The following is a 26,894-nucleotide window of genomic DNA, read 5'->3' as shown; positions in this document are numbered from 1 at the left end:
CCGCGCCGGCCGCGCCCCGAGCGGGCACGGCCGGCGGCTCGGACGGGGCGCCCCGTCAGTGGTGGTGCTTGCCCAGGACGAGGGCGAGCGTCGCCACCACCGCCACGATGAGGATCAAGAAGGCGATCTTCCAGGGGCTGTAGGGGCGGTCGCCGGTCACCTCGCCGGTCTCGGCGTTGACCATGACCTGCCACTGCTTGCCGTTGTAGACGTACGAGGCGAACCACACGGGGAGCAGCAGGAGCTTGTACGTCACCGACCCGTAGTTGGTGTCGACCGAGTGCACCCGCTGGCGGTCGCCGCCGATGTCCCGCTTGCAGTCCTCCTCGATCACCTTGGACATCTTGTCCTGGGCGGTCTGGAAGCCCGACTCCGGCTCGATGTCGTACCGCAGGGTCCGGAAGCCGGCCAGGTACTCCTCCTGGTACGCCACCGCCTGCTTCAGCGGCCAGGGCTCCAGGGCGGTGAGCTTGTCGGCCGGGAGGTGTCCGACACCGGGGACGAGGACGTCGTCGAAGAACCGCTGGACCGTGCCGTTGACGCGGTACCAGCGGACCTTGGTCTCCTTGTCGTCCCCGCTCCCGACCGTGTACTCCTCGCCGCGTTCGCCGTGGTAGGCGGAGGCGGTCGCGGCGTCGTACGTCCAGTGCGGCACATACGTCCCGTGCAGGGTCTCCGCCGAGCTCACCGTCTTGAGGTTGTTCGGCGCGAACCAGCGCGAGCGGGCCCACTTGCGCAGGTTGTCGTGCACGTCCCGCTTGTTCACCCGGAACGGCACCAGGCCCTCGGGGACGATCCGGTCGGTGGCGGCCGAGGCGACCAAGGGCGTGGCGCAGAACTGGCAGCGGCCGGAGAGCGCGGTGGTCTCGTTGGTCGCGCCGCAGCCGGGGCACTTCAGGACGTGTCCGCCGGCCGCCATCGGCTTGGGAGCCAGCGTCGCCAGCTCCTCCCAGGCGTGCTCCCGCACCTCGCGGTTGACGGGGGCGATGGGCTGCTCGAAGCCGCAGTTCGGGCAGCGCAGCGCGTTCTTGCCGGGGGCGTACTCGGCGGTGGAACCGCAGCTCGGGCAGGCGTAGGACTGCGGCTGCTGCTGCTCGGACTGCTGCGGGGGCTGCTGCGCCGGCGGCTGCGGGGGCTGCGACTGCTGTGGCTGTGGCGGCTGTTGGTACTGCTGGGGCTGCTGCGGCGGGTATTGCTGCGCAGGCTGCTGGTAAGGCTGTTGCGGCTGCTGTGGATAGGGCTGCTGCGGCGCCTGCTGCGGGTACGGCTGCTGCTGGTAGGGCGGCTGCGGTGCCTGCTGGGGGTAGGGCTGTTGTGGATAGGGCTGCTGGGGTGGGTACGGCTGCTGCGGCTGGTACGGCTGGTAGCTCATGGGGTCACGGCCTCCTGGCGGTGGGTCACGCCTGCGGCGGCAGCGGCGGCGGGGTGGCGCGGAAGTGCTGGGCGAGCTCCGGCACGTTCTCCACCGGCTGCCATGCCCCCATGCCCTCTCGCCAGGCGAGCATGCCGGGTCGGATCGCACCCGAGCCGATGTGCCCGGTGAACGTCGCGTGGTCGTAGGGGCCCTGCTGCTGCCCGTCCACGGCCACGTACCACTGGTACTGCTGCTGGCCGGGGAGCGGCGGCGGAACGGCCGCGCCGCCGGGGGCCGGCGCGGCGGGCGCCTGCTGCTGGTTGTGCTGGGGCGTGAACGCCTGCGCCATCTGCTGGCCGACGGCCATGCCGAGCCCCAGGCCCATGCCCTCGCCGGCGCCGCCGGGGTTGTTCGCCGCGTCCCGGATCGCGTCCGCCGCCTGGAGGCGCGCGTAGTTGTCGACGTTGCCGAGGATGCCCATGCGGCTGCGGGCGTCGATGGCCTGCTCGACCTCGGGCGGCAGCGAGATGTTCTCGATGATGAACTTCGGGATCGAGATGCCGTGCGACGCCGCCAGCTCGTCGGTCAGCCCCTTGGCCAGCCGGTCGCCGAGCTCGGCCTGGCGCGCGGCGAGGTCGAGCATGGGGATGCCCGAGCTGGCCAGCAGCGTGCCGAGCCGTCCCACGATCAGCTGCCGCAGGTACTCCTCGACCTCTTCGGTGCGGAACTGCGGGTCGGTGCCGGCGAGTTCGGTGATCAGCCTGGCGGGGTCGGACACCCGCGCCGCGTAGCCGCCGAACGCCCGCAGCCGCACCATGCCGAACTCCGGGTCCCGCACCGTGACCGGGTTCTGCGTGCCCCACTTCAGGTCCGTGAACTGCCGGGTGGTGACGAAGTAGACCTCCGCCTTGAACGGCGAGTGGAAGCCGTACTTCCAGCCCTGGAGCGTGGACAGGATCGGCAGGTTCCCCGTCTGCAGCTCGTGCATGCCCGGCGCGAAGACGTCCGCGATCCGGCCCTGGTTGACGAAGACGGCGACCTGCGACTCGCGCACGATGAGCTTGGCGCCCATCTTGATCTCGTTCTCGTAGCGCGGGAAGCGCCAGACGATCGTGTCCCGACTGTCGTCGGTCCACTCGATGATGTCGATGAATTCGCCGCGTACGCGGTCCATGAAGCCCACGACAGGTCCCCCTGTTCGCTCCGGACGCCCGGCCGGGCCGCTGCCGGCGGTGGCGATGACGGAGTACGTCCACTCAGATGTCCACGTCATAGTAGAAGCCGGTCCCCGAGGTGTCCTGCAGCGGTGCGGACGAGGTGCATCGGGGCGGCCGGCCGGCGATCCGCCTCCGGCGGTCCTTGTTGCGGCACCGACGCATCGGATACGTTCCTGTATCGGTTGTTACGGACATGGACGCGACAAGGCTGTCGGGTGTCGACGGCCGCCGCGGGACCGTAGAGGAGCTCCCCATGAGCGAGCGCAACGAGGTGGCCGTATGAGCGACGACGCCGACGTCATCGTCGTAGGAGCCGGGCTGGCCGGACTGGTCGCCACCTACGAACTCACCCGTGCGGGGCGCCGGGTGCTCGTCGTCGACCAGGAGAGCGAGGCCAACCTCGGCGGCCAGGCGTTCTGGTCGCTGGGCGGGCTGTTCCTGGTGGACAGCCCCGAGCAGCGGCGGGCCGGCATCAAGGACTCGCCCGAACTCGCGCTGTCCGACTGGTTGGATTCGGCCGGCTTCGACCGGGACCGCGAGGACCACTGGCCCCGGCAGTGGGCGCAGGCGTACGTGGACTTCGCCGCCGGCGAGAAGCGCCGCTACCTGCACGACCTCGGGCTGCGGCTGACCCCCACCGTCGGCTGGGCCGAGCGCGGCGCCGGCCTGGCGACCGGGCACGGCAACTCCGTCCCCCGCTTCCACCTCACCTGGGGCACCGGCCCCGAGGTCGTCCGGGTCTTCGCCGAGCCGGTGCGGGCCGCGGCCGAGCGCGGGCTGGTGGTCTTCCGGCACCGGCACCGGGTCGACGAACTGATCGTGGAGGACGGCGCGGCGGTCGGGGTGCGCGGCACCACGCTGGCGCCCTCGGACCTCCCGCGCGGGGTGGCCTCGGCGCGCGAGGCGGTGGGCGAGTTCGCGTTCCGGGCGCAGGCGGTGGTGGTGACCTCCGGCGGCATCGGCGGCAATCAGGAACTGGTCCGCGGGAACTGGCCGGTGGAGCGGCTCGGCCCGGCCCCCAAGTCGATGATCACCGGCGTGCCCGCCTACGTGGACGGGCGGATGCTCCAGATCACCGAGCGGGCCGGCGGCTCGCTGGTCAACCGCGACCGGATGTGGCACTACACCGAGGGCATCAAGAACTGGGACCCGATCTGGCCCGACCACGCGATCCGGATCATCCCCGGCCCGTCGTCGCTGTGGCTGGACGCCACCGGCCGGCGGCTGCCCGCGCCGCTCTTCCCCGGCCACGACACCCTGGCCACCCTGCGCCACATCGTGCACACCGGACACGACCACACCTGGTTCCTCCTGACCCGTTCCATCGTGGAGAAGGAGTTCGCGCTCTCCGGCTCCGAGCAGAACCCGGACATCACCGGCAAGGACCTCAAGCTCGCGCTGGCACGGGTGAAGAAGGGCGCGCCCGGCCCGGTCCAGGCGTTCCTGGACCGCGGGGAGGACTTCGTCGTCCGGCGCACGCTGCGCGAACTGGTCGCCGGGATGAACGCGTTGGAGCCGTCGACCCCCCTCGACCACGCGACGGTCGAACGGGAAGTGGTGGCCCGCGACCGGGCGGTGGCCCACCCCTACTCCAAGGACCTCCAGCTGATGGCGGTGCGCAACGCCCGCGAGTACTGGCCGGACAAGCTGACCCGGGTCGCCAAGCCGCACCGGCTGCTCGACCCGGCGCACGGCCCGCTGATCGCGGTCCGGCTGCACCTGCTGACCCGTAAGACGCTGGGCGGCCTGGAGACCACCTTGGACTCGCAGGTGGTCCGGCCGGACGGCACGCCCTTCGACGGGCTGTACGCGGCCGGGGAGGTCGCCGGCTTCGGCGGCGGCGGGGTGCACGGCTACAACGCCCTGGAGGGAACCTTCCTGGGCGGCTGCATCTTCTCCGGCCGCGCGGCCGGTCGGGCGCTGGCCCGGAGCCTGGCGTGACCGGCCCCGCACTTCCGCCTTCGGCGGGGGCGTTGGGGCGGGGCCCGGGTGCGTGGTGGGCGCCGGGTGCGAGACGCCCCCGCCCAACACACCCCCGCCGCCGAAGGCGGAAGAACGAACACGGCGGGGGAGCCCACAACGTGGGCCCGGGCTGCGCCGAGCGGTCCGGCCGCCGTTCCGGTCCGCGGACGGACGGGGCGACGCCGGGGCGTGAGCGGAGCGGTACCGAGCGCAGCCGACGGGATGACGGACCGGGCCGGATCGGGCAAGTCGGGAGAGCGGGAAAGGCCGCAAAAATGGCCGGAATTCGGCCTTGAAAAGGTGGGCTGCGCGGTCTCGCGGTGGGAGGACCTCCCCCGCGGCGTCCCCTCTTCCAGCGAGACCAGCGCGGCACCACGATTAACGCGAAGTAGCTCGCGTTAACCTGTCATGGACAATACTTGGCCAGAACCCGCACTGCAATCCGCGCTGCGATCCGCACCTCGACCCCCGCAACGGAGCCGCTGTGACGACCGCGCACCAGGCCCCGGGCGAGACCCGCCCCGGAGGACGCACGGCACGCACCCGCCGAGCCGTACTGGACGCCGTCTTCGAGGAGTTGGGCGAGGACGGCTTCGCCACGCTGACCATGGAGCGGGTCGCCCAGCGCTCCGGGGTGCACCTCGCAACGCTCTACCGCCGCTGGCGCAGCGTCGACAAGATCGTCTGCGAGCTGCTGACCGACATGAGCAGCGGGGTGCCGCTGCCGGACACCGGCACCCTCCCCGGCGACCTGCGGGCGCTGGCCCACGGCATAGCGCGGTTCTACGGGGCCGCCCGGGCCCGCGGCCTGATCGAGGCGGTGGTCGCCGCCGCGGCCCGCGACCCCCAGGCCGCGACCGCGCTGCGGGACTTCTTCGACGAGCGGCTGGTCCTCGCCGGGGCGATGGTGGTGCGCGCCGTCGAGCGCGGCGAGCTGCCCGAGGACACCGACCCCAAGGCCGTGATGGCGGCGCTCGGCGCGCCCTTCTACTACCAGATCCTGATCGCCCGCCGCCCCGTGGAGCCCGAGCTCGCCGAGTCGGCCGCCCTCGCCGTCTGGGCCGCGGCCCGCGCCGGTGCGTACGGCACCGGGGGCGGCGGGCGGAGCGGCGGCGCGGAAGACGCCGGCGCGCCGGGGCGGGCGGACTGAGCCACCTGCCCCGGCGCGCCGGTCACACCTCGGGGCCTACTTGCCGAGCAGCCCCGCCATCCACGCCTCGACCTCGTCCGACCGGCGCGGCAGCGCCGCCGACAGATTGCGGTTGCCGCTCTCCGTCACCAGGATGTCGTCCTCGATCCGGACGCCGATGCCGCGGTACTCCTCGGGCACCGTCAGGTCGTCCGCCTGGAAGTACAGGCCGGGCTCGACGGTCAGCACCATGCCGGGCTCCAGGGTGCCGTTGACGTAGCTGTCGGTGCGCGCCGCGGCGCAGTCGTGGACGTCCAGGCCGAGCATGTGGCCGGTGCCGTGCAGGGTCCAGCGACGCTGCAGACCCAGCTCCAGGACGCGCTCCACCGGTCCCTCGACCAGGCCCCACTCCACCAGCTTCGCGGCGAGCACCCGCTGGGAGGCGTCGTGGAAGTCACGGAACGCGGCGCCCGGCTTCACCGCCGCGATGCCGGCCTCCTGGGCCTCGTACACCGCGTCGTAGATCTTGCGCTGGAGGTCGGTGTAGCGGCCGTTGATCGGCAGGGTGCGGGTGACGTCCGCGGTGTAGAGGGTGGTGGTCTCCACGCCCGCGTCCAGCAGCAGCAGGTCGCCGGAGCGGACCGCGCCGTCGTTGCGGACCCAGTGCAGGGTGGTGGCGTGCGGGCCGGCGGCGCAGATGGAGCCGTAGCCGACGTCGTTGCCCTCGACCCGGGCGCGCAGGAAGAAGGTGCCCTCGATGTAGCGCTCGCTGGTCGCCTCGGCCTTGTCCAGGACCTTGACCACGTCCTCGAAGCCGCGCGCCGTCGAGTCGACGGCCTTCTGCAGCTCGGCGATCTCGAAGTCGTCCTTCACCAGGCGGGCCTCGGAGAGGTACACCCGCAGCTCTTCGTCCCGCTCAGCGGTGACCTTGTCGTGCAGCGCCTGCTCGATGGTCGCGTCGTGGCCGCGGACCACCCGGACCGGGCCGGTGGCCTCCTTGAGCAGCTCGGACAGCTCGCGGACGTCCTTGCAGGGGACGCCGAGCAGCGCTGCGGACTCGTCGAGGCTGTTGCGGCGGCCGACCCACAGCTCGCCCATCCCGTTCAGCCAGAACTCGCCGTTCTCGCGGTTGGAGCGGGGCAGGCGGTAGAGCGTGGCGTCGTGGCCGTCGGCCGCGTCGGCGCGGGGCTCCAGGACGAGCACGCTGCCGTCGGTCTGGTCGCCGGTGAGGTAGACGTACTCGGTCGCGGCCCGGAAGGAGTACTCGGTGTCGTTGGAGCGGGTCTTCAGCAGGCCCGCGGGGATCACCAGGCGCTCGCCGGGGAAGCGCGCGGAGAGCGCGGCGCGCCGGCGGGCGGCGTGCGGCGCCTGCCCGATCGGCTCCAGGTCGTGCAGCTCGGTGTCGGCCCAGCCGCCCTTCATGTTCTCGGCGAGCTCATCCGAAACGCCCGGGTACAGGCCGTTCTTGCGCTGCTTGATCGGCTGCTCTTCCTCGTCCGGGATCTCCGGAGTCAGCTCGTCGGTCACCATGCCTCCTTTTAAGGCTTTTCAGACTGAACCGCATTCCATCGTAAGTGCGAGCGGGAATCGGTCCAGGGGCCGGCGGCCACGACCTGTCAGGGAGCACGGGGAAAGGGGGTGGGCGCCGCCGCACCCACCCCCTGTGACCTGCGGCGATGCTCGCTACGGCGCTACGCCGCTATGCCGCTGCCCGTCGAAGTGCTATGCCGCTACTCCTCGAAGTACGCCGCGAGCAGGACCACGTCCTCCTCGGAGGCGGGATCGTCCAGGCCCTGCGGCAGCATGGTCCGCACGATGTGGTCCACCACCGCCTCCGGGTCGTGCCGGCTGGCCCGGGGGACGCCGGCCGCCGCGGAGTGCAGACGGGCGAAGGCCCGGTCCATCGGCTCGCCGGTGCGGTGCAGCAGCCCGTCGCTGTAGAGGAGCACGGTCTCGCCGCAGGCCGGTTCGATCTCCACGCTGGGCGCCTCCCAGCAGGCCAGCATGCCCAGCGGCGCGGAGAGCGAGGTCTCCACGAACTCCGCCCGCAGATCGCCGAGGACCAGCGGCGGGCAGTGGCCGGCGCCGGCCAGCACCATCTTGCGCGGCCCCGGACCGCCGATCCCGGCCGGCATCGGGGGCCCGCCGGGCCCGCCGGACGCGCCCGGCTCCGGCTCGGTGAAGGCGAACAGCGCGGTGGCGCTGCGGGCCGGCTCGGTCAGCCGCATCAGCAGTTCGAGGTCGGAGAGGACCGCGACCGGGTCCTCGCCCTCCATGACGGCGTACGCGCGCAGCGAGGCCCGCAGCCGTCCCATGGCGGCCACCGCGCTCGGCCCGGACCCGGTGACCGAGCCCACGGCCAGACCCAGCGCGCCGTCCGGCAGCGGCAGCGCGTCGTACCAGTCGCCGCCGCCGCGCGGCCCGGCGGCGTGCCGCACCGCGAGCCGGACGCCGGGGATCCGCGGCAGCCGGCTGGGCAGCAGTTCCTCGCGGAGGGTCCGGGCGGCCTGCCGGCTGCGGTGGAGTTCGAGGAGGCGTGCGAGGTGCTCGGCGGCGTGTGCGCGGTAGAGGCCGACGAGGTGGCGCCGGCGGTCGCCGGGCTCGGCCGGTTCGTCGTAGAGCCAGACCGCGGCGCCGAGCCGGCCGACCGGGCCGGCGGTGAGCGGTACGGCGTAACTGGCGGCGTAGCCGAGGCGGGCGGCGACCTCGCGCAGGCGGGGGTCGAGGTCCTTCTCCCCGGGGATGTCCGGCTCGGCGATCTCGGTACGGGCCTCGGCGTCGTCGCCGGCGCCGGGCTCGGGGAGGCCGTCCAGTATCCGCGCGTACGACAGCGCGCGGCGCGGCACGGTCTCGATGTGGCCGATCTCGGCGTGGCCCAGGCCCAGGCCGACGGTGGTCTCCGGGCCGAGTCCGTCCTGGGGGGCCAGGACGACCAGCCCGCGGCGGGCGCCGACGAGGAAGGCGCCGGCCCGCAGCAGTTCGCGGAGCGCGTCCTCCAAGGTGCGGGTGCGGACGAGCTGTTCGGTGAGGTCGTGCAGGGTGCTGAGGTCGGAGATCCAGCCGGCCAGCCGGTCCTGGACGGCGGCGATCCGGTCCACGGTGGAGAGGTCGGCGGCGCCGGACGGGTCGTCAGCGGTGGTTTCGGAGGCGGATTCGGCGGAAGCGGGCGTCGCGCGCGGGTCGGTAGTGTGCGCGGGAGCGGGAAGCGCTGGTTCGATTCCAGCCACTTTCGGGAGGTGCGGGGCGCTCATGGCCGACAACCCACGTCGCGCCCGGCAAATCCCCAGGTCAGGCCGCGATGTGGCAGGGAGTGCGGCGTTTTGCTGAGTGATGTTGTGCGGTACGGCTGTCCGCTCAATTTCCTCAATAGCATCGCAAACCCCCATGTCATGCTGCTCCGCTATCAATGCCTCCACATGTACACGCACCAGCGATGTGATGTCCAGCACTGTCCCCTTGGGGTTTGTGGTGTCAGCGAGGTCTGTAGATTGGCCTGAAAACAGCCCCCCGGGCGTCAATTTGAGGTCTGCTGGCGGCGATCAGCAGCGCGTCATATCCACCGTGGCGGGTACGTACTCGGATAGGTGCGGGGGCAGTTGGGGCCGCACCGGAACTCTCCGGCCGGCACCGGCGTCCTATACGGCGACCACCGCGACGCACTCCCCAGTGGCGGGATGGCACCACCGGAAGCGCAAGCGCCATGCGCGCGCCACCCTCCGCCACGTTCCACGCCCGGTGTACGGCGTGATGCGCTGCCTCGTACACGCGGTGATCCAGAGCGCCGCGTGTGGTGATCGAGCGCGAAGGACCTCCGGGTCGCACCACCAGGCCGGCCACAACTGCACGACCGGACCGCAGCACCACCCCGCACCAGCCCGGAGCAGTACAACCGCAGTTGCGAACGGTATGCACCAACGATGTTCAAGCGCATCGGCATGCCGTGCGAAGGACGTGACGGACCAGCCCTCGGTGTAACGGAAAGGAACGAGCGCTCATGCGCGAGATCCTCGGAAGGCGACGCAAGCCCCTGTTCCGGCGCAGCGGGAGGTCGGCGCTGCTCGGTGCGGCGCTCCATTGCGCCACCGAGTGGCAGTGGCCCGTCCTCCCCGGCGTCGGGTTGCGGCCCGCCGGCCGGCAGCCGGCCGGCGGTCGGCTCGGCCTCGGTGAGCGGGTGCCCCGCCGCTGCAACTGCCCCGACGCCGATTGTGTGGTGCCGGGTGCCCACCCCTTCGACCCCGGACTGCTGGCGGCGACCACCGACGCCCGGATGATCCGCTGGTGGTGGACCAACCGTCCGGACGCGCCGATCGTCCTGGCGACCGGTGGCCGGGCGCCGTGCGCCGTGAGCCTGCCGGCCGTCGCGGGCGCCCGCGCGCTGGCCGCGCTGGACCACTTCGGCGTCCGCACCGGCCCCGTGGTGGCCACCCCGACCCGCTGGTCGCTGCTCGTGTCGCCGTACGGGCTGCCGGAGTTGGGCGAGCTGCTCAGCTCCCAGGACTGGGTGCCCAGCTCGCTGCGGTTCCACGGCGAGGGCGGTTACCTCGTCCTGCCGCCGTCCCCGACCGGCGCCGGCAAGGTCCGCTGGGAGCGTCCGCCGGCGACCACCCAGGCCGCGCCCTGGCTGCCGAAGGTGGCCACGATCGTCGACGCGCTGGTGATGGCGAGCACCAGCACCCCCGACGGCGGCAGCCGGCTCGCCTACTGAGCCGCTGCCCGCGGACGACAACGGGTGGCCGGAAAGCGCGCATATCCGGTTCACCCGTAAGGGTATGAGCTGTCCCGATATCTACAGGAATCGCGTGCACGGGCACCCGGTGTCACCCCCGGCGCCCGATAGGTTCGGCATACCGTCCGCCAGGCCGCGAACGGTGCTTCCCCGGCATTTCTCCCCCCTCCCGCATTCCTCGTAACTCTCGCAAGTGGGTCCCATGCAGCGTGCGCGGATTCTCCGCCTGACCGGGCTCGCCGGCACCGCCGTGCTCGCCCTCGCCGTTCCTCTGGCCGCCGCGACGGCCGGCCCGGCGGACTCCCTCCTCCCGCCGGGGGCGCCGGACGCCCCCGATGCCCCGAGGGCACCCGCCACCACGGTCACCGACCCGCTCACCGGCCTCGCCCTCCCGCTGCTCCCCGGTGCCGGGCGCGCCGCCTCCGCCGCCCCCGCGCCCCGCGCCACCCACTGCGGCCCCGAACTCACCTCCCAGGAAGGGATCACGGCCCAGACCTGTGTGCTCACCGAGGGCGGCCGCACCTGGGCGCGCACCTTCTTCCGGAACTCCACGGGTGACCCGCTGCGCGCCGCGTTGACGTTGCTGCGCCCGGACGGCCGGAGCGTCCAGGTGGAGTGCGCGGTGCCGGCGGACGGGACGCCGGGCGAGTGCGAGACGCCGGGCGGTCCGATGGTGGGCGGGGTACGGCTGCCGTACGGCGCGGTGGCGGAGTTCACCGACGCGGCGGGGGAGCGGCTGCTGCTGCGCTCCAGCGGCAACTGGACGCCGGGCGGCGGGAGTTCGGGGAGATGAGGGCCCGGCTGCGACGGGGCGGCGGGGCGACGTCGGACGGACTGCGTCCGGACATGGAAGCGCCCGGTCGCTGGCGACGGGGGATGCACCAGCGACCGGGCTCTTAGAACCGTAACAAGAGATCGGCGGTTCGCAAATTCGATCGTGGAATTCCGGACGCGTATTTATCGGCACGTACCCGGAGTTGCCACGGATCTTGTGACGGGTGTCACGTCTGCGGTCGATTCGGGCGGGCGGTCAGCTCAGGGTGATCTGACGGTTGGTGAGCCCGCCGCGGGCCCGGCGCTCCTCGGCGGTCAGCGGGGTGTCCGTGGCGAGCGCCTTGGCCAGCCGCTCCTGGAAGGCGGCGGCCGGCTCGGCGATCTCGTCGGCGCCCATCGAGGACGGCAGGTCCCACACCGGGACGACCAGGCCGTGCGCCCGGAACGAGCCCACCAGCCGGGTGCCTTCGACCAACGAGGAGGTGCCGGCGGCGTGCAGCCGGGCGAGCGCGTCGAGCAGCTGCTCCTCGGGGTGCGCGGTGACCCAGCGCAGGTGGTTCTTCTCCGGGGCCTCGCACCAGTACGCGCCCTCCAGGCCGGGAATCCGGGCGGTCGGGATGGCCGCGGCGTTGGCCCGCTCCAGGGAGGCGGCGACCTCGCCGGTGGCGTTCTCGGCGTTCTCCACCCAGAACTCGAAGCCGGTGTGGACGGTCGGCTCAAAAGGTGCGTTCAGGTCCAGCAGATCCTGTAGGCGCGGCCCGTCGACGGGGGCCCGCCCGGCGACGACCGGGTGGCCGGGCTCGGTCACCAGCGCCCGCTGGAGGGTGTCGGCGAGGTCCCGGCTGATGTCGCCGGACGCGGTGTCGTTCTGCAGCGCGAGCAGCACCGCGCCGTTGTCCCGGCGCAGCGCGGGCCAGGCCATCGGGAGCACGGTCGCCAGCGTCACCGACGGGACGCCCTCGGGCAGGCCGCCCTTGAGCGTCAACGGAGCGGTGGCGGCGGGCACCAGCTCGCGCAGCGCCACCCAGTCGCACTCGCCGGGCAGCCCCTCGAACGGGCGCCGCACCAGTTCGGTGGCGGCGTGAGCGGCCTGCCGGCCGTGGCACGCCTTGTAGCGGCGGCCGGAACCACACGGACAGGGCTCGCGGGCGCCGACCACCGGCACCTCGCCGTCCTTGATCTGTACTGCTGCGGCCCGGGGCTGGGGACGGCGCTTCTTGGCCATGGCGACGGTGTCTCCTGGTGGTTCCTGGTCGTACGGACGCGTTCCGGCGCGAGCCTAGAGGAGACCGGTGCCCGGGGCGCCACCAACAGCGCCGTAAGCGTCGCGAGTACGTCAGGGCGAGTGCGCGGGGGCGGGGGTGCTGCCGCTCCCTTCGCTACGGCAGCTCGTCGAGTTCCGCGAAGGCCAGGCCGGACGACGTGCCCCGGGCCGGGCCGCGGCGGGTCGGGGCCGGGCGGACGGCGCCGGTGCGCGGGTCCTTCCGCAGCGAGAGCGGACGGCCGGCGGCCAGCTCGGACGTCCGGTCGGTCGCCAACCCGGCCGTCCGGTCGGTCGTCAGGTCCACGCGCGTAGCGAACGCGCCTTGAAGGGAGAGTGCGGCCCAGACCGTCACCTCGCCGGGCACGGTGTCGCGGACACCCCAGTCCTTGGCGAGCGAGCGGATGATGGCCAGCCCGCGGCCGCCGCGGGCGGTGACGGACGGCGTGGCCGGAATCGGGCGGGTCGGGCCGCCGCCGTCGGTGACCGCGACGATCAGTCGGCCCTGACCGTCGATGCGCCAGGAGGCGCGCACGGCGGCGAAGGGGCCGCCGGAGGCGGACTGCCGCGCTCCGTCTGACGCACCATCGGACGCGTGGCCCGCTGCGGAATCCGACGACAGGGAGCGCGACGACACGGAATCCGGCGAGCGGTCCTCGTATATCGGACGCGCATGGCGACACGCATTGCTCAGTAGTTCCGACAGGACCAGGATCGCGTCATCGACGACGCTGTCCTGAACTCCCCTTGCCGACAGCTCTTCTCGCATGCGCCGCCTGGCCATGCCGACACCCGCTGGACCATGGGGTACGGCCATGATCGACGACGTCGGCACCTCTTGTGCCACCACCAACGCCACCCCCGAGACCTCCTTTGCCCCACGCCACGGGATGGATGCCCCAATGGACTGGACCGGAAACCGGCCAACCGGCACACAGTGACGCACTCGACACCGTCACATACGGGCCGAATGCGCCGGTGCACACCCTGTGATGAGCCTTACCTAAGGCCGAGTTGGGTTCGTACCTGCTTGGGGCGGTTCGTGATGATTGCGTCCACGCCGAGGTCGCGACACATCTCCACGTCGGCCTCTTCGTTGACCGTCCAGACATGGACCTGGTGGCCCGCCCGGTGCGCCCTGGCGACGTACTCCGGGTGCGCGCGGAGGATCCGTACGCCGGGCCCGGCGATGCGGACACCGGGCGGCAGCCGGCCGTCACGGTGACGGGGGGTGAGGAACTGCATCAGATAGACGCCGGGGATGTCCGGTGCGGCGGCCCGTACGCGGTGCAGGGAGCGCGCGGAGAAGCTCATGACGCGGACCGGCGGCGTCCAGTTGGGGGTGGCCGGTTTCGTATGGCCGAAGCGGGCGAGCAGCTCGACCAACCGCTCCTCCACCTGCCCGGCCCAGCGCGTCGGATGCTTCGTCTCGATGGCCAGCTCGACCCGCCGGTTCGCGTCCGCGACCAGCTCCAGCAGCCGCTCCAGGGTCAGTACGGACGTCCGCTCGGCGTTCTCCTGCTGCCAGTCCGGTTCCTCGCCCGCGTCCACCGGCCGGCCGTCGACCCGCGCCACGTCCTCCAGCACGCCCCTTCCCTCCAGGCCGTCCTTCCAGGAGCCGAAGTCCAGCGCGGCGAGGTCGGACAGCTCCAGCGCCGAGACCGCCCCGCGCCCGTTGGACGTGCGGTTCACCCGCCGGTCGTGGACGCAGACCAGATGTCCGTCCGCGGTCAGTCGGACATCGCACTCCAGGGCGTCCGCACCGTCCTCGATCGCCTTCCGGTAGGCGGCCAGGGTGTGCTCCGGCGCGTCCTCGGACGCGCCGCGGTGGGCGACGACGGCGATGGCGGGCCGACCTGCTCGGGCGTCCTCGGCGGGGCGTGGGTGGGTCACCGCGTCATCGTCCCATCCGTCGCCCCCGGCCCGCCCGCGAGAGGATCTACGGCTCGGGGCGGCCGGACGGTGCCCGGCGCCGTGCCGGATGCGGCGCGTCGGATGCGGGGCCGGCCGGCTGTTACGTCGGCGCTATGTCACCCAATCGCCACATATCGTGCATTTAATGCTGTCTGCCCTGCAACGTGGGGAATAAGTCACAGGTTCGGCTTACGGTGCTCTGACGGGCCGTGCGGAAGGCTTGGGAATGCTGGGCGAGGACGGTGGGCCCGGGCGGCGAGCCGCGCGGCCGGCCCGCGAGCGGGCCGCCGGACCACCGCGGGACCACCGCCGGGACGGCCGGGACTCGCCCTGGGCGGCGGGATCGCGGATGCTGGAGTACCGCGGGATCCCGGATGCTGGAATACCGGGGTCCGGTCTCCCGGGCCGGCACCCGCCGTGAAGCACGCGACTGAGGAGAGAGCTGTGAGCACCGAGAACGAGGGAGCCGGCGTCCCGTCGGAGGCCAAGCCGCCGACCGGATCGCAGCCGGACAGCGCTCCCGCGCCCGCCTCCGGCGAACGGTCTCAGGACGCCCCGACCGCCCCGACCGCGCCCCCGCCGCCGGACTACGCCCCGCAGGCCGCCGACGCCGCCCCCGGCCCGGCCGACCACGACCGGACGCAGCCGCTGCCGCCGACCCCGGCCGCGCACCCGGCCCCGCCCGCCGCCCCCTCCTCCCCGTATGCCGCGTCCGGGCACGGTCCGGCCGGTGGTTGGGGTGGGCCCCCGCCCGGCGGCGGTGACCCGTGGGCGACGCCCGGGCACCAGCCGGTCCCCCAGAAGCGCAACGGCGGCCTGATCGCCGCGGTGCTGGTCGCCGCGCTGGTCGCGGGCGGCGTCGGCGGCGGCATCGGCTACTGGGCCGCGGGCCGCAACGACAGCTCCTCGACGACGGTCTCCGCCTCCGGCGACGCCGGGGCGCTCAACCGCAAGCCCACCTCCGTCTCCGGGATAGCGCAGCGGGCGCTGCCCAGCGTCGTGACCATCGAGGCGCAGGGTGCCAGCGGCGACGGCGGCACCGGCACCGGCTTCGTCTACGACAAGCAGGGCCACATCCTCACCAACAACCACGTGGTCGCCAGTGCGGCCGACGGCGGCCGGCTCACCGCGACGTTCTCCAACGGCAAGAAGTACGACGCCGAGGTCATCGGGCACGCCCAGGGCTACGACGTCGCCGTCATCAAGCTCAAGAACGCCGCCGGCGCCACGCTCAACCCGCTGCCGCTGGGCAAGTCCGCCAACGTCCAGGTCGGCGACGCCACGATCGCCATCGGCGCGCCCTTCGGCCTGTCCGGCACGGTCACCACCGGCATCATCAGCGCCAAGGACCGCCCGGTGGCCTCCAGCGACGGCGGCGGCAGCAGCGCCTCGTACATGAGCGCCCTGCAGACCGACGCGTCGATAAACCCCGGCAACTCCGGCGGCCCGCTGCTGGACGCCGGCGGCAACGTCATCGGCATCAACTCCGCGATCCAGTCGGCCGGCAACGGCGGCGGGATGGGCGGCGACTCCGGCCAGGCCGGCAGCATCGGCCTGGGCTTCGCGATCCCCATCGACCAGGCGAACCGGGTGGCGCAGGACCTGATCAAGACGGGTCAGCCGGTCTATCCGCAGATAGGCGTCCAGGTCGGCATGCGGGAGGGCGGCGACGGCGCGACCATCGCCCAGACCGGCACCGGCGGCAGCGAGGCGGTGACCGCGGGCGGCCCGGCCGACAAGGCGGGCCTGAAGCCCGGCGACACCATCACCAAGCTCGACGACACCGTCATCGACAGCGGCCCGACCCTCATCAGCGAGATCTGGCAGCACAAGCCCGGTGACCGCGTCACCCTCACCTTCAAGCGCGGCGGCAAGGAGCACACCACCCAGGTCACCCTGGGACAGCGCACGGGCGACAAGTGACGCGCTAGTCTGATCCCCGCGACACCGCACTCCGGTGCCGCGGGGAGGCTTGCCCGAGCGGCCTAAGGGAACAGTCTTGAAAACTGTCGTGGCGGCAACGTCACCGTGGGTTCAAATCCCACAGCCTCCGCGCAGGTGAACGAACATGCAGATGGGCGGGGGTCCCGGGACGATCCGGGACCCCCGCCCATCCGTTTTCCTCCCACTTCGTCTCGGCGTGGTCCTCGGCACGGTCGAATCACGTCAACTGAGGCCGGAGGGCGGTGAGTTCGGGCTCGGGGGCGAGCGTGCGGCTCGGCCCCGACCTTCCGGCGGACCCGGTGGGGCTTCGGGGCGGTGCGGGCACATGGTCCCGAATCGGACAACAGTGACAAGTGACACATCAGTGAGAAGTCGCACATGGGCAAGTACTTGTTCTGCGCGTGACCTCGGGGTGGGATCGCCACAACTGTTGAGTGGGGGTCTCGCCTTGCAAGGGGAATAATCATGCGCAGAATTCGTGCGCGGCGCCGCATCGTGGCCGCGGCGGCCGGGGTCACCACCCTCGCCAATGTCGCACTCATATCCCCGGTTCTGTCCGGTTCCGCGGTCGCCGCACCTGTGCATGCGGCGCAAGGAGTCACCGTCGTGCCGGCGACAGCCGGGCAGCAATCCAAGAGCGCGTCTCAAAGCCTGCTGACCACCGGGCAGTGCCAGGCGAAGTGGCAGATCTCCTGTTACACCCCGAACCAGCTCCGGCAGGCGTACGACCTGAACCCGCTGTACCGGGCGGGGGTCACCGGCAAGGGGCGCACGATCGTGATCGTGGATTCCTTCGGCTCGCCGACCATCCAGCATGATCTGGATGTCTACAGCGCCCGGTTCGGCATGAAGAGCACCCACGTCGACGTGGTCAAGTGGGGCAACGTCCCGTCCTTTGACCCCGCCAACCCCGCCCATGTCGGCTGGGCCGGGGAGAGCACCCTTGACGTGGAGATGGCGCATGCCGTCGCCCCGGACGCGCACATCGTCCTGGTGGAGTCCGGGGCCGACCAGGACGGGAACGGCGCCACCGGCCTGCGAGAGATGATGGACGCCGAGAAGTCGCTCATCGACCGCGGTGTGGGCGATGTGATCAGCCAGAGCTTCGGCGCGACGGAGAACACCTTCCCCGGCTTCCGCAGCGGTGACTTCTCCAGCATCGAGAACCTGCGGTACGCCTTCAAGGACGCGGCCGAGCACAAGGTGACCGTCCTCGCCGCCTCCGGCGACAGCGGGGCCACCAACACCACCGCGAACGGCGACGCCCACTACCCGTACAAGGTCGACGCCTGGCCGTCCTCCGACCCGCTGGCCGTCTCGGTCGGCGGCACCCGGCTGCACCTGGACGCCAAGGGTGACCGCCTCGCGCCGGACAGTGTCTTCAACGACGAGGGCGCGGGCGGCGGCGGCCCGTCCCATGTCTTCGCCCGCCCCTCGTACCAGAGCGGAGTCAAGCAGGTGGTCGGCGACCACCGCGGCACTCCCGATGTTTCGATGTCCGCCGCGATGAAGGGCGGCGCATGGGTGTACTCCAGCTACAACCCGAAGCGGGTCGGCTGGGACGTCTACGTCGGCACCAGCGAGGCCAGCCCGCTCTTCGCGGGCATCGTGGCCCTGGCCGACCAGGTCGCCGGACACCGGCTGGGTGACATCCACCAGGCGCTGTACACGCTGTCCGCGCAGCCCTCGCGGAACCCGTCCACCGGAATCGTGGATGTGAAGGACGGCACGAACAACAGCTATGCGGGAGTCGCCGGCTACACCGCGGTGAAGGGCTACGACATGGCGACCGGCGTCGGCACGATCGACGCGGCCCGCTTCGTCCCCGCCCTCGCCAAGGCGGGCTGAGGGGAGGGCTGAGCGGCCGTCCCGCAGTGCATCGCCGTAAGGGGCGTCCGGCCGGAGGTCGGGCGCCCCTTTCGTGCGGGGTGGCCGGTGGGGTTATTCGCCGAGGGCCTGGTGTTCCTCCGCGGCCTCTTCCTGCTCGTGGAGGTGTTTGAGGGCGGAGCGGGCGGCGGGGCCGTCGTCGCAGGTGGACCAGAAGTCGTGGGTGACGACGCGCTCGGCGAGGTCGAGGGTGCGGGCGCGCAAGTCGGCCACCTGGGCCTTTTCCTCGTCGGTCCAGCCCCGGGACTCGGCGCGTTCGGTCTCGTGGAAGTGACCGTTCTCCTTGGTGTGCGTCCAGCCGGGGAGGGGGTCGACCGACCACGGAAGGCGCTTGTAGAGGTCCGCGAGGGCGGACTGGACCTGGTGCAGCTCCAGCTGTGCTTCCCGCAGGTCCTGGGGGAAGTCGTAGGTCTTCTGCTTGTCAGCCACAGCGAAAGGATACCGCTCACTCGTTCGATTCTGGCGGGGTGGCGCGGGTGGTGTCGGGGGCTTCACCTGGTTGGTGGGCGGGCGCTGCGGTGGCGGTGGTGGGGGAGAAATGGCTGGCGGGGGCGGTCGGGGGCGGTGAGGGTGGGGGCATGGAGCGTTCTTTCGAGGAGTTGGTGGCGGAGGCCGAGGCGGTGTCGGTGGCGGGCTGGGACTTCTCCTGGCTGGACGGGCGGGCCACCGAGCAGCGGCCTTCGTGGGGCTATCAGCGGTTGATGGGGGAGCGGCTGGCGCGGGCGTCGGCGGCGCTGGACATCCAGACCGGCGGTGGCGAGGTGCTCGCCGGGGCGGGGGCGCTTCCGCCGCTCATGGTGGCGACGGAGTCCTGGCCGCCGAACGTCGCCAGGGCGACCGCGCTGCTGCATCCGTTGGGCGCGGTGGTGGTGGCGGACGAGGACGAGCCGCCGTTGCCGTTCGGGGACGCCGCGTTCGACCTGGTGACCAGTCGGCATCCGGTGACGGTGTGGTGGGCGGAGATCGCCCGGGTGCTGCGGCCGGGGGGTGTCTATCTCTCCCAACAGGTCGGGCCGTCCAGCGTGTTCGAGCTGGTGGAGTACTTCCTGGGGCCGCAGCCGGAGGAGGTCCGGCGGGCCCGGCACCCCGAGGACGCCCGGCGGGACGCGGAGGCGGCGGGGCTGGAGGTCGTCGCCCTGCGGCACGAGACGCTGCGGACGGAGTTCTTCGACATCGGGGCCGTCGTCTACTTCCTGCGGAAGGTGGTGTGGATGGTGCCGGGCTTCACCGTCGAGCAATACCGGGAGCGGCTGCGGGAGTTGGACCGGCGGATCCGGCGGGAGGGCGCCTTTGTGGCGCACACGACGCGATTCCTGATCGAGGCGCGCAAGCCGGTGGTCTAGGGCCTGTCGTCAAACTCCCGTCGTTCGCCCGAAGGGCGGGCCTCGCGGCGTCTGGTGCGTGCGATCTCAAGGCGGAGGGTCATCCCGGTACCGGGCGTACCGGGATGAGCCCGACAACGCGGAGAGCGTGCGTGCCAGGCGTCGCGAGGCAGGCGGGAGTTTGACGACAGGCCCTAGCCACTCCCCGGGGTCCGGGCAAGTGGGCCGGCCCCGGGCCTCAGTGGCGGGATGCCGAGGCGAGGGTGGCGCGGGCCTCGGGCTCCGGGAGGCCGGTGCGGCGGGCCGCGGCGACCAGGCGTTCGGCGAGCTCCGGCCCGAGCCCGGCCTCGTACGCGCGGCAAGCGGCCCAGAAGAGGCGGGTGTTGCGCTGTCCGCGCGGGGAGGCGCGGACGAAGCGGAGGAGGGCGGCGGCGGGCGGCTGACGGCGGCCGTGCGGGGCGGCGTACGGAGGCGGGGCCGGGGTTCCGAGCGGGGGGAGCAGGAGCGCCAGCAGGGCGGGCGGGGCCGGGGCGGGGTGGCGGGGTGCGTCCGGTGCGAGGACGTACCGGCCGTGGGTGGTGAGGGAGCCGGGGCCGACCAGATAGCCGCCCGCGCCGCGGACGTCGATGCCCGGCGCGAGCCGGCCGGCGGAGTTGGGGACCGGTGACGCGGGCGGGCCGGTGAACCACAGGTGGCGGCCGCCGCTGGGGGTCAGGACGGTGACCGTCGGGGGGAGCGGGAAGCCGTGGGCCGCGGCGATCAGGCGCAGGGCGGTGTGGCCGTCCGCGCCGTGCTTGGTGTCGAGGTCGATGCCGACGAGGTGGTGCGGGGCCCGGCCGCAGGCGATGCCGTAGCCGGTGGCCCAGGGGGCGGCGGCGAACATCCGGCGGATGGTGAGCGGGTCGGTGGTGGCGTCGTGGACGCCGTGGCCGAGGCGTCCGCAGGAGCCGTGGCAGGGCGGGGCCACCGGTTCGTCGTGGGTGTGGTGGGTGCCGTGGGTGTGGTGGTCGTGGTGCGGGGAGCGCAGCGCGGGGAGTTTGGTGCGGGTCAGCGGGATGACCGGGTAGCCGTGCTCGGCGGCGCGCAGGGCGTGGGCGAGGGCGGCGTGGTGGGCGTCCGCCGGGGCGAGGGGCCGGACCGGGGGCGGATCGGGCCGGGGGTCGGGCCTGAGGTCGGCCGGGGGTTCGGGCGGGAACACGGGCGTCGCCGGGTGTGCGGTGGTCGGTGCGGTATGGCGGTGGGGCGTGGCCATGACTTCATTTTCGTACGAATGTTCGAGAAAGGGAAGGGGGGGGAGTGCAGGCGCGCGACGAAGATCACAAGTGCGCCGGGTCCGCTGGGCGGACGGGGGCGCACTTTTCCCTTGGGGGAGCGGGTCGCGGTGCATCGTCCGAGGTCGGCGGGGGCGCACGGGTGGTGCGAGTGGAGGCGTCGGGGTTTACCCGGGGTTCCTCATGCTTGCGGGGGAATCGACCTTTCCTCGTGGGTTCGCCGGGGATCGGGTGGGCAATCCTGTGGTCGCGACGTCGAGGCAGGAACCGGGGCGGTCGGCCAACTACCCGGTGAGCAGCTGGAGTTAGCGCTTTACGGACCGGTCGGGACCGGCGATCCGGAGCGGGGCCCGGGAATGCGGGGTCCGATCCGGGAGCGGTCCGGCGGCCGGGTCCACTTACCGGATCCATGCAGGTCGCAACCCAGAAGTTGCGTTCCGTAGGAGGAAGAGACATGGCAAGCACCCGTACTGCCCGCGTCATTGCTGTCGCGCTCGCGTTGCCCTTCGCTGCGGCGCTCTGTGCCGGTGTGGCGCAGGCCGACAACGGCGGCTTTGCGAACAACGGGTCGAGCTCGGCCGCCACCAGCCAGGTGGGCACCGGCGTCGGCGGCATCAACAACGGCAACTCCACCACCGGCCAGCAGGTCGCCAACGGTCACGGGGCGTCCAACGAGAGCAAGACCGCCAGTGTGAACGGCGGCGGCGTCACGGTGATCGACCAGGGCAACACCGACGTCGACCTCGACCAGATCTGGTGAGTCGGTCCGCCGCACACGGGTGCGGCGGTTGACCGGAGGGTGAGACGAGGTGCCGCGCGGCGGACAAGTGGGCCGCTCTGGGGTTCGCCGCGCGGACCTTGACAGCGAGCGGGTTTCTGACGGACAGTCAGAAACCCGCTCGCTCGTTCGTACGGCCGTCACCCGAAGGAAGGCCCGCCGACGTGCATCTCGCCCCCACTCCGCGCCAGCGGCGCCTGCGCGCCGAACTCCGTGCGTACTTCCGCGACGTGATGCCGGACGGGCCGGTCGCGGACCCGGTCGCGCAGCGCGCGGTGCTGCGCCGGATCGGCGCCGACGGCCTGTTGGGCCTGGGCTGGCCGACCGCCTACGGAGGGCAGGGGCGCGGTCCCGACGAGCAGTTCGTCTTCTTCGACGAGGCGTACCGCGCGGGCGCCCCGGTCTCGATGGTCACGCTGAACACCGTCGGCCCGACGCTGATGAAGTACGGGACGCAGGCCCAGAAGGACTTCTTCCTGCCGCGCATCCTCAAGGGCGAGCTGGTCTTCGCGATCGGCTACACGGAGCCGGAGGCCGGCACCGATCTGGCGTCGCTACGGACGCGAGCGGTGAAGGCGGAGGGGCCGGGGAGTGCGGAGGGAGCGGCGGGAGCGGCGGGAGCGGAGGGGCCGGGGAGTGCGGACGGGGTGGGCGGGCCCGACTGGCTGATCCGCGGCAGCAAGAGCTTCACCAGCAACGCCCACCAGGCCGACTGGATCTGGCTCGCCTGCCGCACCGACCCCGACGCCCCCAAGCACCGCGGCATCTCGATCATCCTCGTGCCCACCGATGCGCCCGGCTTCTCCTGGACGCCCATCGAGACGGTCGGCGGACTGATGACCACCGCGACCTACTACGACGGGGTGCGCGTCCCGCACGGGAACCTCGTGGGGGAGGAGAACGGCGGCTGGGGGCTGATCACCAACCAACTCAACCACGAGCGGGTCGCGTTGGCCGCCATCGGGATGCAGGCCGAGGACGCCTATGAGGCCGCGCTGGCCCATGCCCGTACGCCGGACCCGGAGACCGGGGAGCGGCCCGCCGACCGGCCCTGGGTGCGGGCCCGGCTCGCCGAGGCGCACGCCCGGCTGGCCGCCACCCGGTTGCTCAACTGGCGGCTGGTCGGGGACGTGGGCGCCGGGACGCTGAGCCCCGGGGACGCCAGCGGGGTCAAGTTCGCCGGGACGGAGAGCACGGTCGAGGTCTACCGGATGTGCCAGGAGGTGGTCGGCGACACCGCGCTCATCCGGGCGGGCTCGCCGGGCGCCCACGGGGACGGCGAGTTGGAGCGGATGAACCGCGCCGCGCAGATCAACACGTTCGGGGGCGGGGTCGGCGAGGTGCAGAGGGAGATCGTGGCCACGATGCGACTGGGGATGCGGAGGGGGCGGCAGCGGTGAGTGGGGATGCAGGGACCTCGGGGCGGGACGTCGGGACCTCGGGTGCCGGAGCGCCCGGTGGCGCCTCGTACGAGCGGGCGCTCAAGTCGTTCGAGGGCCGCCCGGCGTCGACCGCGGGCGTGGGGAAGGACCCGGTCAACGAGACGATGATCCGGCACTGGTGCGAGGCGATGGGCGACGCCCACCCCGCCTACCGGGGGCCGGACGCCGTCGCCCCGCCGACCATGCTCCAGGCGTGGACGATGGGCGGGCTCTCCGGGCACCAGGGCCGCAGCGGCGCGTACGACGAGCTGTCCGCCCTGCTCGACGACGCCGGTTACACCTCGATCGTGGCCACCGACTGCGAGCAGGAGTACCTCCGCCCGCTGCGCCCCGGGGACGTGATCACCTTCGACGCGGTGATCGAGTCGGTGTCGGCGCGCAAGACCACCAAGCTGGGCACCGGCCACTTCGTCACGACCCGGATGGACATCCGCGCGAACGGGGAGCCGGCCGGGACGCACCGCTTCCGGGTCCTCAAGTACGCGCCGGCGGCCCGGCACAGCCCCGAGGGCCGGGGGCCGGGTCGCGGCGGTCCGTCCCGGCCCCGCCCGAAGCGGCCCCGTCCGGTGGTCAACCGCGACAACGCCGGATTCTGGGCCGGCGTGGCCGACCGCAGACTGCTCATCCAGCGCTGCGGCGGTTGCGGGACGCTGCGTTTCCCCTGGCTGCCCGGGTGCAACGGCTGCGGCTCGGCGGACTGGGACACCGTCGAGGCGAGCGGCGCCGGGACGGTCTATTCGTGCGTGGTGATGCACCACCCGCCGTTCCCGGCCTTCAGCACACCCGATGCCGGTGCCGGAGCCGGTGCCGGTGCCGGAGCCGGAGCCGGTGCCGGCGAGGGCGCGGCCGGGCCGTACGCGGTCGGGCTGATCGAACTGGCCGAGGGGGTCCGGATGGTCAGCAACGTGATCGGCGTGCCGCCCGACCGGGTCCGGATCGGGATGCCGGTGCGGCTGGAATTCCTCCAGGCGGACGAGGAGTTGGTGCTGCCGGTCTTCCGGGCCGGGCCGGACGCGGACGGCGGCGTGCCGGACCCGGGCGGGGAGGGCTGACATGGACTTCACCCCCACCGAGGAGCAGCGGACCGCGAGCCTCCTGGCGGCGGAGATCTTCGGCGACCTGTCCACGCCGGAGCGGCTGGCCGCCCTGGGCACGTCCGCCGACGCCGACCTGTGGAAGGCCCTGTGCGCGGCCGGGCTGCCGGGCGCGATGGCGGAGACCGGGCTGTTGGGCCTGGTCCTGATGCTGGAGGAGCAGGGCCGGACGACCGCACAGGTGCCGTTCGCGGCCAGCTGCGTGTACGGGCTGCTGGCCCTCGGCGCGCACGGGAGCGCGGAGCAGCGGGCGCGGCTGCTGCCCGGCCTGCGGGACGGGACGGAGGTGGCCGCGGGCGCGTTCGCGCGGACGGCGGGGGCCGGCGTGCCCCGGCCCGTTCCCTCCGGGCCGCCCACGGCCGGCGCCCCGGGCCGGCTCACCGGGACCGTGCCCGTCGTCCCCTGGCTGTGCGAGGCCACGCTGGTCCTGGTCCCGGACGCGCGGCGGGGGCTGTGGCTCGTACGGGTCGGCGATCTCGGGGTCGGTGTCGAGCCGGTGGCGACCACCGCGCCCTGGTCGGCGGGCCGGCTGACGCTGCGCGACGCCCCCGCCGAGCCCCTCGGCGGCCCCGACCCGCACCCCGCCGGCGGCCCCGGCCCGCACGACCCGTACGCCGAGGTGCTGGCCACCGCCCGGATCGCCTTCGCCGGCCTCCAGGCGGGGGTGTGCGCGGGCGCGCTGGCCCGGGCGGTGGCGCACACCACCACCCGCGAGCAGTTCGGCCGGCCGCTCGCCGCCAACCAGGGCGTCCAACTGCGGGCCGCCGAGGCGTACATGGACATCGAGGCGATCCGGGTCACCGCCTACGAGGCGGCCTGGCGCCGGGACGCCGGCATGGACGCCGCCCCGCACGCGCTGACCGCCGCCTGGTGGGCGTCCGAGGCCGGCAAGCGCGTGGTGCACACCGGCCAGCATCTGCACGGCGGCATCGGCGCCGACCTCGACCACCCCGTGCACCGGCACTTCCTGTGGGGCCGGCAGCTCGACGCCCACCTGGGCGCGGGCGCCGAACTCCTGGAAGAACTGGGCGCGTTGCTGACGAAGGAGCCCCACGCATGACCACCGACGACGACGCCACCGCCGACGCAGACGCCGTCGCCGAGACCCGCGCCGCCCGGGACGCGGACCCGGCCGCCGCGCCCCGCCCGGGCCTGGAGCTCCCGCCCCTCACCCTCCCGATCACCCGCACCCTGATCGTCTCCGGGGCCATCGCCTCGCGCGACTACCAGGACGTCCACCACGACGCCGAGGCGGCCGGGGAGAAGGGCTCCCCGGACATCTTCATGAACATCCTCACCACCAACGGCCTGGTCGGCCGCTACCTCACCGACCACTTCGGCGCCCGCTCCGTCCTGCGCAAGGTCGCCATCCGCCTCGGCGCGCCCAACTACCCGGGGGACACCATGGTGTTGCGCGGCACGATCACCGACGTGGACGGCTCGACGGTCCAGGTGCGGGTGGTCGGGGCGAACGGCCTCGGCAACCACGTGACCGGCACCGTCACCGTCGAGCTGGCGGCGGTCGCCCGATGACCCGGCACCGCCCCGACGCCCTCGGCGGCCGGGCCGCGATCGTCGGCATCGGCGCCACCGAGTTCTCCAAGGACTCCGGCCGCAGCGAACTCAAGCTCGCCGTCGAGGCCGTGCACGCCGCCCTGGCCGACGCCGGGCTGACCCCGGACGACGTCGACGGCCTGGTCACGTTCACCATGGACACCAACCCGGAGATCACCGTCGCCCAGGCGGCCGGCATCGGCGAGCTGACCTATTTCTCCCGCGTCCACTACGGCGGCGGCGCGGCCTGCGCCACCGTCCAGCAGGCGGCCCTCGCGGTCGCCACCGGCCTCGCCGACGTCGTGGTCTGCTACCGCGCCTTCAACGAGCGCTCCGGCCGCCGCTTCGGCGCCGGCGTCCAGCAGCGCGAACCGTCCGCCGAGGGCACCGCGCTCGGCTGGAACCTCCCCTTCGGCCTGCTCACCCCCGCCTCCTGGGTCGCCATGGCCGCCCAGCGCTACCTGCACGCCTACGGCCTGACCCCGGACGTCTTCGGCCATGTCGCGGTCACCGACCGCCGGCACGCCGCCCGCAACCCGGCCGCGTACTTCCACGGCAAGCCGATCACCCTCGCCGACCACGCCGCGTCCCGCTGGATCGTCGAACCGCTGCGGCTGCTGGACTGCTGCCAGGAGACCGACGGTGCCCAGGCGCTGGTGGTGACCTCCGTCGAACGCGCCCGCGACCTGCCGCGGCCACCCGCGGTGATCACCGCCGCGGCCCAGGGCGCCGGCCGCGCCCAGGAGCAGATGACCAGCTTCTACCGCGACGACCTCACCGGCCTCCCCGAGATGAACGTGGTCGCCCGCCAGCTCTGGCGCACCTCCGGCCTCTCCCCCGCCGACATCGACGTCGCCATCCTCTACGACCACTTCACGCCCTTCGTCCTCATGCAGCTGGAGGAGTTCGGCTTCTGCGACCGCGGCGGGGCCGCCGACTTCGTCGCCGCCGACACCCTCCCCCTCAACACCCACGGCGGCCAGCTCGGCGAGGCGTACCTGCACGGCATGAACGGCATCGCCGAGGCCGTCCGCCAGCTCCGCGGCACCAGCGTCAACCAGGCCGGCACCCCCGCCCACACCCTGGTCACGGCGGGCACCGGGGTGCCCACGTCGGGATTGGTGCTGGGCCGGGAGGGATAGGGGAGCGGCCGGGCCGGCGACCGGTACGCCCCTAGGGGAGCGGCCTGCGCGCTCCCCCCTAAGGAGGTGCAGGGGGCACCATCCGTACAACTTCAGGGGGACCCCGCTTCGGCACCCTGGGCC

At 73.0% G+C, this 26,894-nt stretch carries 22 protein-coding genes and 1 tRNA gene; 14 read left to right on the top strand and 9 right to left on the bottom strand.

The genetic code is table 11. The features are described 5' to 3' along the window. Window positions 1–55 precede the first annotated feature (55 nt). Window positions 56–1,372: a TFIIB-type zinc ribbon-containing protein gene (locus MOV08_RS20510; protein WP_275308456.1), complete on the bottom strand. Its 1,317-nt coding sequence runs from the start codon at window positions 1,370–1,372 to the stop codon at window positions 56–58. Window positions 1,373–1,397: 25 nt separating this feature from the next. Continuing rightward, window positions 1,398–2,528, bottom strand: coding sequence for an SPFH domain-containing protein (locus tag MOV08_RS20505; protein WP_275308455.1), 1,131 nt, complete (start codon window positions 2,526–2,528; stop codon window positions 1,398–1,400). Window positions 2,529–2,850: 322 nt separating this feature from the next. Here MOV08_RS20505 and MOV08_RS20500 point away from each other — a divergent pair, with 322 nt between their 5' ends. Together MOV08_RS20500 and MOV08_RS20495 are read left to right on the top strand one after the other, a co-directional pair. Next, entirely contained in the window at window positions 2,851–4,512 is a 1,662-nt protein-coding gene (locus tag MOV08_RS20500; RefSeq protein WP_039634529.1) for an FAD-binding dehydrogenase, read from the top strand. A gap of 505 nt (window positions 4,513–5,017) precedes the next feature. Continuing rightward, window positions 5,018–5,683, top strand: coding sequence for a TetR/AcrR family transcriptional regulator (locus MOV08_RS20495; RefSeq protein WP_039634527.1), 666 nt, complete (start codon window positions 5,018–5,020; stop codon window positions 5,681–5,683). 36 nt (window positions 5,684–5,719) lie between these two features. Here MOV08_RS20495 and MOV08_RS20490 read toward each other — a convergent pair whose 3' ends face one another. Beyond that, window positions 5,720–7,189 (bottom strand): aminopeptidase P family protein, encoded by a 1,470-nt coding sequence (locus MOV08_RS20490; RefSeq protein ID WP_039641231.1) that lies wholly within the window; start codon window positions 7,187–7,189, stop codon window positions 5,720–5,722. Window positions 7,190–7,392: 203 nt separating this feature from the next. Continuing rightward, complete coding sequence (locus MOV08_RS20485; RefSeq protein WP_420834191.1) at window positions 7,393–9,111, bottom strand: PP2C family protein-serine/threonine phosphatase; 1,719 nt, start codon at window positions 9,109–9,111, stop codon at window positions 7,393–7,395. A 545-nt stretch (window positions 9,112–9,656) separates the two neighbouring features. On the opposite strand from MOV08_RS20485, the gene MOV08_RS20480 reads away from it, so the two are divergent. Together MOV08_RS20480 and MOV08_RS20475 are read left to right on the top strand one after the other, a co-directional pair. Further along, on the top strand, window positions 9,657–10,367 hold the full coding sequence (locus MOV08_RS20480; protein WP_039634523.1) for a bifunctional DNA primase/polymerase: 711 nt from the start codon (window positions 9,657–9,659) through the stop codon (window positions 10,365–10,367). Between the two features lie 223 nt (window positions 10,368–10,590). Then, complete coding sequence (locus MOV08_RS20475; protein ID WP_275308453.1) at window positions 10,591–11,181, top strand: hypothetical protein; 591 nt, start codon at window positions 10,591–10,593, stop codon at window positions 11,179–11,181. A gap of 237 nt (window positions 11,182–11,418) precedes the next feature. Here the strand turns inward: MOV08_RS20475 and MOV08_RS20470 are convergent, their stop codons facing one another. The 3 genes from MOV08_RS20470 to MOV08_RS20460 form a co-directional block, all read right to left on the bottom strand. Further along, on the bottom strand, window positions 11,419–12,387 hold the full coding sequence (locus MOV08_RS20470) for a DUF5926 family protein (protein WP_039634519.1): 969 nt from the start codon (window positions 12,385–12,387) through the stop codon (window positions 11,419–11,421). A 154-nt stretch (window positions 12,388–12,541) separates the two neighbouring features. Beyond that, window positions 12,542–13,369: an ATP-binding protein gene (locus MOV08_RS20465; protein ID WP_275308452.1), complete on the bottom strand. Its 828-nt coding sequence runs from the start codon at window positions 13,367–13,369 to the stop codon at window positions 12,542–12,544. Between the two features lie 53 nt (window positions 13,370–13,422). Next, window positions 13,423–14,316 carry a glycerophosphodiester phosphodiesterase gene (locus tag MOV08_RS20460; protein WP_039634517.1) on the bottom strand — a complete coding sequence of 298 codons (894 nt, stop codon included), beginning with the start codon at window positions 14,314–14,316 and terminating at the stop codon, window positions 13,423–13,425. A 465-nt stretch (window positions 14,317–14,781) separates the two neighbouring features. Between MOV08_RS20460 and MOV08_RS20455 the strand changes: the two genes are divergently transcribed. The 3 genes from MOV08_RS20455 to MOV08_RS20445 all read left to right on the top strand — a co-directional run bounded on the left by MOV08_RS20455 (window position 14,782) and on the right by MOV08_RS20445 (window position 18,129). Continuing rightward, window positions 14,782–16,260 carry a S1C family serine protease gene (locus tag MOV08_RS20455; protein WP_275308451.1) on the top strand — a complete coding sequence of 493 codons (1,479 nt, stop codon included), beginning with the start codon at window positions 14,782–14,784 and terminating at the stop codon, window positions 16,258–16,260. 43 nt (window positions 16,261–16,303) lie between these two features. Next, window positions 16,304–16,390, top strand: a tRNA-Ser gene (locus MOV08_RS20450). A 356-nt stretch (window positions 16,391–16,746) separates the two neighbouring features. Then, entirely contained in the window at window positions 16,747–18,129 is a 1,383-nt protein-coding gene (locus MOV08_RS20445) for a S53 family peptidase (RefSeq protein ID WP_275308450.1), read from the top strand. A gap of 93 nt (window positions 18,130–18,222) precedes the next feature. Here MOV08_RS20445 and MOV08_RS20440 read toward each other — a convergent pair whose 3' ends face one another. Continuing rightward, window positions 18,223–18,597: a hypothetical protein gene (locus MOV08_RS20440; protein ID WP_039634512.1), complete on the bottom strand. Its 375-nt coding sequence runs from the start codon at window positions 18,595–18,597 to the stop codon at window positions 18,223–18,225. Between the two features lie 149 nt (window positions 18,598–18,746). On the opposite strand from MOV08_RS20440, the gene MOV08_RS20435 reads away from it, so the two are divergent. After that, the gene (locus MOV08_RS20435; protein WP_039634510.1) at window positions 18,747–19,511 is read left to right on the top strand and encodes a class I SAM-dependent methyltransferase; all 765 of its coding nucleotides are present in this window, start codon (window positions 18,747–18,749) and stop codon (window positions 19,509–19,511) included. A gap of 217 nt (window positions 19,512–19,728) precedes the next feature. On the opposite strand, the gene MOV08_RS20430 is transcribed toward MOV08_RS20435, so the two are convergent. Next, a complete protein-coding gene (locus MOV08_RS20430; protein WP_275308449.1) occupies window positions 19,729–20,742 on the bottom strand; it encodes a bifunctional DNA primase/polymerase in 1,014 nt (337 codons plus the stop codon). A gap of 473 nt (window positions 20,743–21,215) precedes the next feature. Here MOV08_RS20430 and MOV08_RS20425 point away from each other — a divergent pair, with 473 nt between their 5' ends. From MOV08_RS20425 to MOV08_RS20400, 6 genes are all read left to right on the top strand, one after another. After that, a complete protein-coding gene (locus MOV08_RS20425) occupies window positions 21,216–21,521 on the top strand; it encodes a hypothetical protein (protein WP_039634506.1) in 306 nt (101 codons plus the stop codon). A gap of 182 nt (window positions 21,522–21,703) precedes the next feature. Beyond that, window positions 21,704–22,939 (top strand): acyl-CoA dehydrogenase family protein, encoded by a 1,236-nt coding sequence (locus MOV08_RS20420; protein WP_275308448.1) that lies wholly within the window; start codon window positions 21,704–21,706, stop codon window positions 22,937–22,939. Continuing rightward, window positions 22,936–24,033 (top strand): bifunctional MaoC family dehydratase N-terminal/OB-fold nucleic acid binding domain-containing protein, encoded by a 1,098-nt coding sequence (locus MOV08_RS20415; RefSeq protein ID WP_275308447.1) that lies wholly within the window; start codon window positions 22,936–22,938, stop codon window positions 24,031–24,033. Before MOV08_RS20420 ends, MOV08_RS20415 begins: the two co-directional genes overlap by 4 nt. 1 nt (window position 24,034) lies before the next feature. Further along, window positions 24,035–25,135: an acyl-CoA dehydrogenase family protein gene (locus MOV08_RS20410; RefSeq protein WP_275308446.1), complete on the top strand. Its 1,101-nt coding sequence runs from the start codon at window positions 24,035–24,037 to the stop codon at window positions 25,133–25,135. Further along, window positions 25,132–25,608 carry a MaoC family dehydratase gene (locus MOV08_RS20405; RefSeq protein WP_275308445.1) on the top strand — a complete coding sequence of 159 codons (477 nt, stop codon included), beginning with the start codon at window positions 25,132–25,134 and terminating at the stop codon, window positions 25,606–25,608. The genes MOV08_RS20410 and MOV08_RS20405 overlap by 4 nt, the downstream gene beginning before the upstream one ends. After that, window positions 25,605–26,771 carry a lipid-transfer protein gene (locus MOV08_RS20400; protein ID WP_039634498.1) on the top strand — a complete coding sequence of 389 codons (1,167 nt, stop codon included), beginning with the start codon at window positions 25,605–25,607 and terminating at the stop codon, window positions 26,769–26,771. The genes MOV08_RS20405 and MOV08_RS20400 overlap by 4 nt, the downstream gene beginning before the upstream one ends. The last annotated feature ends 123 nt before the right edge of the window (window positions 26,772–26,894 follow it).

Origin of the sequence: Streptomyces yunnanensis (assembly GCF_029011865.1) — a bacterium.
Classification (GTDB): domain Bacteria; phylum Actinomycetota; class Actinomycetes; order Streptomycetales; family Streptomycetaceae; genus Streptomyces; species Streptomyces yunnanensis.
The sequence above is the reverse complement of the archived record's forward strand: the minus strand, read 5'-3'. Positions and strand labels throughout refer to the sequence as shown.